This window comes from Vibrio sp. TRT 17S01, assembly GCF_050113695.1.
Lineage (GTDB): Bacteria > Pseudomonadota > Gammaproteobacteria > Enterobacterales > Vibrionaceae > Vibrio.
In genome coordinates, this window is the sequence record NZ_JBNJOG010000033.1 from 1 (window position 1) to 8,907 (window position 8,907).

At 39.7% G+C, this 8,907-nt stretch carries 12 protein-coding genes; all 12 read left to right on the forward strand.

Annotation, left to right across the window (positions count from 1 at the left end; genetic code table 11):
• Positions 1–92: 92 nt before the first annotated feature.
• The 12 genes from ACQEXS_RS21935 to ACQEXS_RS21990 all read left to right on the forward strand — a co-directional run bounded on the left by ACQEXS_RS21935 (position 93) and on the right by ACQEXS_RS21990 (position 8,630).
• The gene (locus ACQEXS_RS21935; protein WP_427015211.1) at positions 93–527 is read left to right on the forward strand and encodes a GNAT family N-acetyltransferase; all 435 of its coding nucleotides are present in this window, start codon (positions 93–95) and stop codon (positions 525–527) included.
• A 165-nt stretch (positions 528–692) separates the two neighbouring features.
• Positions 693–1,004 (forward strand): DUF6506 family protein, encoded by a 312-nt coding sequence (locus ACQEXS_RS21940; protein WP_427015201.1) that lies wholly within the window; start codon positions 693–695, stop codon positions 1,002–1,004.
• Between the two features lie 190 nt (positions 1,005–1,194).
• Complete coding sequence (locus tag ACQEXS_RS21945; RefSeq protein ID WP_427015202.1) at positions 1,195–1,854, forward strand: hypothetical protein; 660 nt, start codon at positions 1,195–1,197, stop codon at positions 1,852–1,854.
• A 142-nt stretch (positions 1,855–1,996) separates the two neighbouring features.
• A complete protein-coding gene (locus tag ACQEXS_RS21950; protein WP_427015203.1) occupies positions 1,997–2,818 on the forward strand; it encodes a hypothetical protein in 822 nt (273 codons plus the stop codon).
• Positions 2,819–2,956: 138 nt separating this feature from the next.
• Positions 2,957–3,217, forward strand: coding sequence for a hypothetical protein (locus ACQEXS_RS21955; RefSeq protein ID WP_427015204.1), 261 nt, complete (start codon positions 2,957–2,959; stop codon positions 3,215–3,217).
• An 819-nt stretch (positions 3,218–4,036) separates the two neighbouring features.
• Entirely contained in the window at positions 4,037–4,201 is a 165-nt protein-coding gene (locus ACQEXS_RS21960; protein WP_427015205.1) for a 6-phosphofructokinase, read from the forward strand.
• A gap of 153 nt (positions 4,202–4,354) precedes the next feature.
• Entirely contained in the window at positions 4,355–4,699 is a 345-nt protein-coding gene (locus tag ACQEXS_RS21965; protein ID WP_427015206.1) for a hypothetical protein, read from the forward strand.
• A 166-nt stretch (positions 4,700–4,865) separates the two neighbouring features.
• Positions 4,866–5,513, forward strand: a complete 648-nt coding sequence (locus tag ACQEXS_RS21970) for a glutathione S-transferase family protein (RefSeq protein WP_193267485.1) — start codon at positions 4,866–4,868, stop codon at positions 5,511–5,513.
• Positions 5,514–5,658: 145 nt separating this feature from the next.
• Positions 5,659–6,195 carry a GNAT family N-acetyltransferase gene (locus ACQEXS_RS21975; protein ID WP_427015207.1) on the forward strand — a complete coding sequence of 179 codons (537 nt, stop codon included), beginning with the start codon at positions 5,659–5,661 and terminating at the stop codon, positions 6,193–6,195.
• Positions 6,196–6,339: 144 nt separating this feature from the next.
• Positions 6,340–7,011 (forward strand): hypothetical protein, encoded by a 672-nt coding sequence (locus tag ACQEXS_RS21980; RefSeq protein ID WP_427015208.1) that lies wholly within the window; start codon positions 6,340–6,342, stop codon positions 7,009–7,011.
• Between the two features lie 695 nt (positions 7,012–7,706).
• Positions 7,707–7,979, forward strand: coding sequence for a hypothetical protein (locus ACQEXS_RS21985; RefSeq protein ID WP_427015209.1), 273 nt, complete (start codon positions 7,707–7,709; stop codon positions 7,977–7,979).
• A gap of 219 nt (positions 7,980–8,198) precedes the next feature.
• Positions 8,199–8,630, forward strand: a complete 432-nt coding sequence (locus ACQEXS_RS21990; RefSeq protein WP_427015210.1) for a GNAT family N-acetyltransferase — start codon at positions 8,199–8,201, stop codon at positions 8,628–8,630.
• Positions 8,631–8,907: the final 277 nt, after the last annotated feature.

Sequence of the window (8,907 nt, forward strand, 5' to 3'; positions counted from 1 at the left end):
AAACTTGGTTTCAGTGTTTAAGGTGCAGTGGTTTAGGTTGGGTGTTTAGCGTTGTTCGCACCTTAATGCGGCGTTATGTGCTTAGAGGGAAAATGGCATTGATTAGAGAAATGGATATCTCAGATTACTCTCAAGTTATTGAGCTATGGTCTGAAACAGAAGCTATGTTGCTACGTGATGCAGACTCCAGAGAAAACATAGGTAAATATTTAGAACGTAACCCCAATCTCAGCTTTGTCGCTGTAGATGGTGACACTATTGTAGGTGCAATTTTAGTGGGTACAGATGGTCGTCGAGGTTACGTGCAACATTTGGCTGTAAACTCGAATTGTCGAGGTAAAGGCATTGGTGCCAAACTAATATCCTCAGCGGTCGATGCATTATATAAAATTGGTATAGCTAAAACTCACTTATTTGTCGCCAGTGAAAACCTGAATGCTCAATATTTCTATGAAAAACTAGGTTGGTTTCCACGTGATGAAGTGCGTATGTTTTCCTTTAACTCGTCTTGCAGTGGTAATGTTTAGTACGCACATAACAAGCAATTTAAGAGGGATTCACAACGCTTGGCACTTTTGCTTCTACTTCAAATTTAGTGTTTATGGCACTATGCGTTAGGTTGGGTGGAGGCGTTGTTCACCCCTTAATTGGGCGTTATGCGCCAACAGAGAATCGATATTTAAGAGGTAAATATGATTAAGCAGTATGGTTTTATCGTAAAAGCAGATAGCTACGATTTTAATAGCGATTCTACAGCTTTAAATACGTCTGGGTTTTCGACTCAAGTTGTTGGTGTAAGCAGTGATGAAGAAGCTATTCTTATTGCCAAAAAAATGATTGAAAGTGGAATCCAAGTCATTGAACTATGTGGTGGTTTTGGCTTAGAAAGCGCGGAGCATATTATTAGCAGCTTGGACAGTGATGTCCCAATAGGCTACGTTACTTTTTCTGATGAAGAGAGTGTGAAATTGGAACAGGTATTGTCTTCTAGTTCAGGCGCATAACAAGGCGTTTAAGACGGATTCACAACGCTTTCCGATCTTGGCTTAAATCAGCTTTGGTGTTTAAGGTGTAAGGGTTTAGGTTTGGTGATTGGCGTTGTTCACCACTTAACGCGGCGTTATGTTTCCGAGTACCCCACGTTTAGTAGAGACTTTACTAAGTTAGATCTAGGGTCTAATTGAGAGATGGCTTATGGCTTCATTGCAAGGAATATTAAACTTGGATGTTTCTTATCCAGGTATACACATTAAAGTTGAGCTGATAGTACTTAAAGAATACCTGACACACATGGAGTCTGGTGTTGCTGCATCTTGCAGTAGTTACGTTACATCGGAGGAAAAGAGCTTCAGTGGTCTTGAGCACGATGAATACTCTCATGTTTACCGAATTGCCGAAGACGAGATCCCGCGTATTATTCGCATGCCAATGTTGGTTAGTATCTATACGTTATTTGAGAATTCAGTAACACAGCTACTTGAGTATACGAGGAAAAAAGAAGAAAAAACGTCAAAGTTGAAAGATGTTACAGCTAAATCATTGCCTTCAAAGTGCAATAAATATATTGAGCATGTTTTGGGCTTTGATTTCGCATTTGATCAAAAGACTATGAATGCGCTATCAGAAATTACGAAACTAAGAAATTGCGTTGCTCATGCTAATGGAAATTTAAGCTCCCTTGAGGCAAGCAAAGCGAGTGCTATTAAGAAAATAGCAGCGAAAGAAAAGTTAATTTTCATCACATCAGACCAACTAGATATATCATATGAATACCTGCGGAAAAGTTTGGGTATGGTCGAGTCCTCTTTAAGAGAGTTAATGGAATACATCGAAGAGAAGTATGGTTTTTATTAGGAACATAACAATAAATTTAAGAGTGATTCACAACGCTTGGCACTTTCACTTCAAGCAAGTTTAGTGTTTATGGCACAATGTTTTAGGTGAGGTGTTAGCGTTGTTCACACCTTAATTTGGCGTTAGGCAAATGGAGTAAAGTATGACTTATGATGAATTAATTCAAGAATTTTGTAGTAAAGGTATCAAGCCTGATGCGCCAGACTTTTATGACCAAGAGTCCTTTCTTGAACAAGAGAGAATGAACAATAATTATTTGAATCTTTATTCTATGTATGTAGCTAAACAGCCTTACAGTAAAGAGTACCTCGAAAGATCCAAGAAAATAATTACAAAGACTGTTGAAATTTTATATGAGGCTCTACTTAAGACTGAAAGGAAAGGAGCTTGTATTGATATTTCTAGCGTATTAGTTCGTGTGTTAGAAAAGCAAGGTATTTGGAGCACTTGCTTGAAAGGTAGTTGCGTTGTGGACTTTTCTACAGTAAAGAGCGGTATTCCAAGTGCTTATTTTTATAGTGTTACAGATGAGCAAGAATCAACGCCTGGTCACTTTTGGGTTTATGCTCCTCCATTTGAAGTAATTGATATTTCAATTGGTGAGCAAGGGTATAATTATATTCAACTTCCATTTAAGCCTGCATTTGTTTTGTCTGAAGGGGAAAATAGTTGTTCTTTTGATATATCAGAAATGGTTAAACCCAATATAAGAACTGCTTTCCTTCAAGCTGGGTATACTTCAAATGACATGATGAAACATATGTTTGATGGGTTTGATCTTGTAAATAAAGTCTTTCCACCATTTGAAGTTGTTAACAACAATGTCAAGGTTAAGTATATTCCTACAGCAACCCATGCATCGGTTGAAAAGCTTGAAGGCTTTGGTAATTTTGAATTTGAAGGTAAATCTCCGATTGAGTTTTATAATGACATAATAAAGCCTTCGCTAGAAGAATTTGCCTAACAAACTGTTTAAGAGTGATTCGCAACGCGTGGCATTTTCATCATGCGTTGGGTTAAGTGATTAAGGTGGTTTGCGGCGACTTCGGTATTGCGTCGCTCACACCTTAACAGGGCGTTATGTATTACGATAGGAATTTTAGTGATGTTATCTGTTGAGGATATTGAAGGAAAGTGGAAAGGAGAAGTTACAACCGGACTGACAGCTCGTTGTAAGGAGTCTTGGAACATTCCTTTAGATGAATTGGAAGATATTATGGTGGTTACGTATCTTAACCAGCGTATCGCTCTAAATCACATGGTGAGAGAAGCTGAGCGTAGATTGGAACTAGAACTTCGAGACGACACGGAACTTTATGATGGTCAGTTAAATGACGCGCTTGAGCGGGCCCAAAATACATAACAAAGCGTTCAAGAGCGATTCCGCAACGCGTGCCAGTTTCGCTTCGCTCACAGTATGGCACGCATTACGTCACGCCTTAACGCGGCGTTATGTTTACTTGAAATTCAAAGGCTTAAAGGTGTTAGGCTCTAGTTCTTTGTCCCTCTGGCAAATCGTCCCTAGTAGACTCAGCAAATCCGCATTGTCGGTCTAAGTTCTTGAATCTCTCAGCCCGTAAAACATGCAATGTTCGTGGGTTGCTTCATTGTCAGGTCGAACTGGCTAGTTTTCAGTTTGTCTGGCTTAAAGTCGCTTTTAGGTTCTTAGCCAATTAGCATTTCAGCTTGGCAGTTGCCTCGGCAATTTGCCATTGTTTTGCGCTTTGGTTGGAAAGATAGGGCGCTTGTTGTTTCTTGGTCGGGTTGCCTCATTGGGCAAGGAAGTGGAATTACACGTTTAAGGTTAATCGCCTTTGGCGGTCAAGTTGGTTCGAGCCTTGTGGTTTAGCTCAGAAAACTAGTCAGAAATAGCAGTTCTTTCTCAATCAAGTCAGTAACTTGTGGTAAAACATAACAAACAATTCAACAGTGATTCGCAACGCTTGGCGCTCTCACTTCGGGTTGAATTTAGTGTTTACGGCGCAGTATTCAAGTTCAGTGTCTGCGCTGCTCACACGTTAATTGGGCGTTATGAGTTTAAGAGGTAATAAAATTGATAAAGAAGTATGCAGGCATTAGTTGTTACGGTTCTTTTTTAGTAGCTGTCATTTTGAGTTATCTTCCCGTAGAGGGTTGGTTCGAGATAGTTTTAAAAACATTAGTATTGTTATTTGTATTGCATATGATTGTATACTCGTTTGTTGTGGCAGTATCAGCAAAACGTACTCGTAATAAAGTTCTATTGGTCTTATTTGCAGTTTTATTTCCTGCTGCGTCTGGTTTTGTATTGTATTACTTTAAAGGTCGTCGAGAAGAGGAAGTGCTGACTGACACACCCAACTCATAACAAGGCATTTAAGACGGATTCCCAACGCTCGGCATTTTTGGTTTGCTTCAATTTTAGTGTTTACGGCACAATACTTTAAGGTTAGTGGTCTGCGTTGCTCACCACTTAATGCGGCGTTAGCTGTACATAAGACTTGGATTATCGAGAGGACTTATGAAGAAATTATCTATTATTTTTTTTGCTTTATTGACACTTGTAGGGTGTAGTAAGCCGCTACCAGAAGATAAGTTGTCATATGTTGGTCAGTGGCAAAGTGTAGAAATGTATTTGTTAATACTTGCGGATGGCACGATAGCTTATAAACGCATACAGAATGGTGGAACAACTTCTATAAATGCATCAATAAAGGAGTTCGTAGGTGATGACTTCGTTGTTGGTTTTGCCTTTCTAACAACGACTTTTGTTGTGTCTAAACCTCCCTACTTAATAGACGGTAAGTGGGTAATGGAAGTAGATGGGGTGACATTAATAAAGACGGATGAAACGAGTTCAGGTTGAAAAGCAGCTAACAAAGCATTTAAGAGTGACTCACAACGCTTGGCGATTTCAGTTTAAACTTGGCTTTAGTGTTTAAGGTGCAGTGGTTTAGGTTAGGTGTTTTGCGTTGTTCGCACCTTAATGCGGCGTTATGAGTATCCGAAATTTTAGAGACAAGGAGTCAATTTTGTTCAAGCTTTATTACTATCCAAACAACGCGAGCCTAGCTCCTCATTTTTTGCTTCATCATTTAAAAGCAGACTATGAGCTGTTGTTAGTTGATAAAAAATCGAACTCTCAAAAATCAGCGGATTATCTTAGGCTCAACCCAGCAGGGCGCATACCGACCTTAGTTGTTAATGATCAGCCAATTTTCGAAAGTCCAGCTATCTGTATGCACATCTGCGAATTGCACCCTGAATCCGATTTAATGCCATCGTTAGGTGAGCCGACTCGTCCTTTGTTTTATCAATGGCTCGCGTTTCTCAATAATACGCTGCAAGCTGAACTTATGGTTCGCTATTACCCTCATCGCCACACTAACGATGAAGCTACCATTCCAAATGTAATAGCGGCGCAGGACGAAAGAATTGCTGATGCACTGTCAATCATCAACGACCAGTTAGAGCATCATGAATACTTGTTGGGTGACACCTTAACCGCATGTGACTACTTCTTGTTTATGCTTGCAGAATGGTCGTTACCAATTGAAAAGTCACCACTTGATTTCAAACACCTAGCAGCGTATTTAAAGCGTCTTTGTTTGAACCCAACGATTAAAGCGGTTTGCGACATCGAGGGTATAGACCTCACACCATTTGAGTCATACTCATAACAATAAATTTAAGCAGATTCGCAACGCTTGGCATTTTCGGTTTGAATCTACTTTAGTGTCTACGGCACAATGGTTTAGGTAGGTGGTAGCGTTGCTCACTACTTAATTTGGCGTTATATGCCAATCGGAGTTAATAAGGAAAATCATGCAATTGGAACTAGATGGTTACTATCTGCGTTCACTGAATGTGGAAGATGGGGAAGTATTTTACAATTGGTCTTGTGATCGTGAAGTTACACTCTATAGCCTTTCTTCGTATGCGTATCCTCAATCAAAATCAGATATCGAAAAATGGCTTCTATCCATAAATTCAAGCGATAAAAATGTGTCTTTCGGGATATGCGATAAAGAGAATGATCAGCTAATTGGCTATGCAGGTATATCTGGGATCAGTGCTCTAAATCGTAGTGGCGTATACTTTATTCTTATTGGAGAAAAAAGTTATTGGGGTAAGGGAGTTGGTACCTCAGTCACGAAAGTCGTAACAGATTACGCGGTAAGGACTCTTGGTTTGCATAGAGTTCAGCTTACAGCAAGCTCTCTTAACTACGGCGCAATTAAGGCTTATGAAAACGCAGGTTATCAACATGAGGGAGTGATGCGCCAATCAGGTTTTCGTAATGGTGAGTTTGTCGATAAAGTACTAATGTCAGTCCTGTCTACAGAATGGGCAGGCATATAACAAAGCATTTAAGACTGACTCACAACGCTTGGCGATCTTAGTTTAAACTTGGGTTTAGTGTTTAAGGTGCAGTGGTTTTGGCCGGGTGTTTAGCGTTGTTCGCATCTTAATGCGGCGTTAGGCTTCTCAATGGACGAGGAAACAATGAAGAAAATCGTTTGGTTATTGATTAGGGCGTTTATAGCTTATCTATTAGTTGGTGTCCTACTGGGTATTCTGATTCTGAATAATACGTATGCTCCACGATTTTTTACAATGAACCTCGATATTCTAGGGTGGTTTTTTGCGCTTGGAGTACTGATTAGTTATGTGCTCTTCCGATTCCAAAAAACTTCAGAAATCGGTCAGTTCTTGTTTGCATGCGTGCTTGGAAGTGTTGTTTTATGCTTGTACGTTAAAGAGTCTTACTGGTTATTAAATACGAAAATACGTTCTTGGACTTTATTCCTAACCGTGCTTTATACAATAATGTTGCTGTATTTTGTATTTCCGTATAAATGGTTACGGCCATTACTGTTTTTAGTTCCAGTTTCTGCTGGTTCATGGGTCGTGTATTGGTTGGGGTATACACCAATCAATGTGACAATAAGCTTATTTGAAGCTAAAGGAACTATCGCTGACGACAAATACTCAAAAGCAATCGCAATTTTACCCGAAGTTTATGTTACTTGCCTGACTTCTTCACTGTTTTGGCTTGCTCAAATATTGGTATTGTATGCATTTGTATATTGGGGGCATGATCCACAGTCAAGCTACCGAAGCCTAACAATAAATTTAAGAGTGATTCACAACGCTTGGCGCTCTCACTTCAAATAAGTTTAGTGTTTATGGCACAATGCTTTAGGCAGGTGGTAGCGTTGTTCACACCTTAATTTGGCGTTAGTTTGCAAGAGGAAAAACGCAGCTATATCGCAAGATCTAGTGGTAAAAGCTCAAAGTTGAAATTGTCGTATTGGCTTTCAATTATAGTGTTAACTAGCGTGGTGAAAATTCAAAATTGGCATCGTTTCAACGGTTGATTTGTTTTTTGGTGCGGCGACTTTTGGGTTACCTGAGTCGAACTTTTTTGCTGAAAGTCTGCTCGTTGAGTTTGTTGGTACAAAAGCCGATCTACTCGCTGAAATAGCGTTTTCTCTGGTGTGGTAAGTTCATGTGGTTTCAGTGGCTTTGTTGAAAGTCCGCATTGTGAGATTGGTTTTCCAAAAGCGCTTTTTTGTATTGTTAGTTCGTTTTCTGCGGCGTTGTTTGTTCTACGTGGTTTCATTGAGTAGCCGCTTTGAGACTACGCCTGACTTAAGTACATCAAAATACATAAAGTTTATTGTTTGCAAAGTTTTAAATAACGTAAAATCAACACTTTGGGTTTGCAAACTAACAAACTGCTCAAGAGGGATTCGCAACGCGTGGCATTTTTACTATGCGTTGAATTTAGTGATTAAGGTGGTTTGCGGCGGCTTAGGTATTGCGTTGCTCACCCCTTAGCAGGGCGTTATGTTCTTATAGGTTATGTAATGAAAGATTCGACTAAAGAGTGGTTAGGCATTAAGCCTGCTGACTTTATTATGTATGCAGGATTTATACTATTAATTCCAGTAAAGCTATTAGATTCCAACTATATAAAAATCTTACTCGTAATTGTCGGTCTTTTATTGTGTGTATTGTCTTGTAAAATTGGAATGGTTGGTAATTCAAAGCTAAGTAATTTCAATAACTGGGTAAAAAAAGTGGCGTATCCAGTCTGTAGCTTGCTATATATGTTTTTAGCATATTTGAGCTTTACGTAGCCCGAAACATAACAAGGCGTTTAAGGCGGATTCACAACGCTTGGCGATTTTAGTTCAAGTCAGTTTAAGTGTTTAAGGTACAATGGTTTAAGTTTGGTGGTTAGCGTTGTTCACCACTTAACGCAGCGTTATGTGATTGGTGGACAATTCATACCCTTTGGGGCTAAAATGCCCGCTCGCGGCTGCACATGAATTTCAGTCAACTTTAGAGAAAATACGATGATTGTAGAAAATGTGCTTCCTGAAAATTACGCAGATATGCTTAGTGTTTGGGAAAATTCAGTCCGAGCAACTCATGACTTCATAACAGAAGAAGATATTGAGTTTTTTAAACCAATTATCATTGAGCAGGCTTTTCCTGCTGTCACGTTAAGATGTGTGAAAAATGAAAGTAGTTCAATTTTAGGCTTCGTGGGGATCCACGACTCAAAGGTTGAAATGCTGTTCATCTTAAACGAGGCGAGAGGGCAAGGTGTTGGTAAGGTGCTACTGCAATACGCAATAGAGCAGTTAGGCGTAACCAAAGTCGATGTAAACGAACAAAACCCGCAAGCGGTAGGTTTCTACGAGCATATGGGTTTCAAAGTTGTTTCTCGCTCGCCGCTTGATGATATGGGAAAACCTTTTCCAATTCTGCATATGACACTTTAAAGCTCGGTTTGTCGTAACCAGTTTGTCAGAAGAAACGCCCAAGGCTAATAACTTTGGGCGTTTCCGTATGCGGCGAAAAAATCACATAACAAAGCGTTTAAGACGGATTCCCAACGCTTGGCATTTTCAGTTTGAATCGGCTTTAGTGTTTACGGCACAATAGCTTAGGTCTGGTGGTAGCGTTGCTCACCACTTAACGCGGCGTTAGGGCTCATAGGTAAAATTTGATGATCAAGAAAGCAACATGTGATGATTTTGAGATTGTAGGGCAATTTGT

Bases quoted from the DNA above. Each gene is read 5' to 3' on its own strand.
- ACQEXS_RS21965 (WP_427015206.1), top strand. From the start codon at position 4,355: ATGAAGAAATTATCTATTATTTTTTTTGCTTTATTGACACTTGTAGGG.
- ACQEXS_RS21945 (WP_427015202.1), top strand. From the start codon at position 1,195: ATGGCTTCATTGCAAGGAATATTAAACTTGGATGTTTCTTATCCAGGT.
- ACQEXS_RS21960 (WP_427015205.1), top strand. From the start codon at position 4,037: ATGATTGTATACTCGTTTGTTGTGGCAGTATCAGCAAAACGTACTCGT.
- ACQEXS_RS21935 (WP_427015211.1), top strand. From the start codon at position 93: ATGGCATTGATTAGAGAAATGGATATCTCAGATTACTCTCAAGTTATT.
- ACQEXS_RS21980 (WP_427015208.1), top strand. From the start codon at position 6,340: ATGAAGAAAATCGTTTGGTTATTGATTAGGGCGTTTATAGCTTATCTA.
- ACQEXS_RS21990 (WP_427015210.1), top strand. From the start codon at position 8,199: ATGATTGTAGAAAATGTGCTTCCTGAAAATTACGCAGATATGCTTAGT.
- ACQEXS_RS21975 (WP_427015207.1), top strand. From the start codon at position 5,659: ATGCAATTGGAACTAGATGGTTACTATCTGCGTTCACTGAATGTGGAA.
- ACQEXS_RS21940 (WP_427015201.1), top strand. From the start codon at position 693: ATGATTAAGCAGTATGGTTTTATCGTAAAAGCAGATAGCTACGATTTT.
- ACQEXS_RS21950 (WP_427015203.1), top strand. From the start codon at position 1,997: ATGACTTATGATGAATTAATTCAAGAATTTTGTAGTAAAGGTATCAAG.
- ACQEXS_RS21985 (WP_427015209.1), top strand. From the start codon at position 7,707: ATGAAAGATTCGACTAAAGAGTGGTTAGGCATTAAGCCTGCTGACTTT.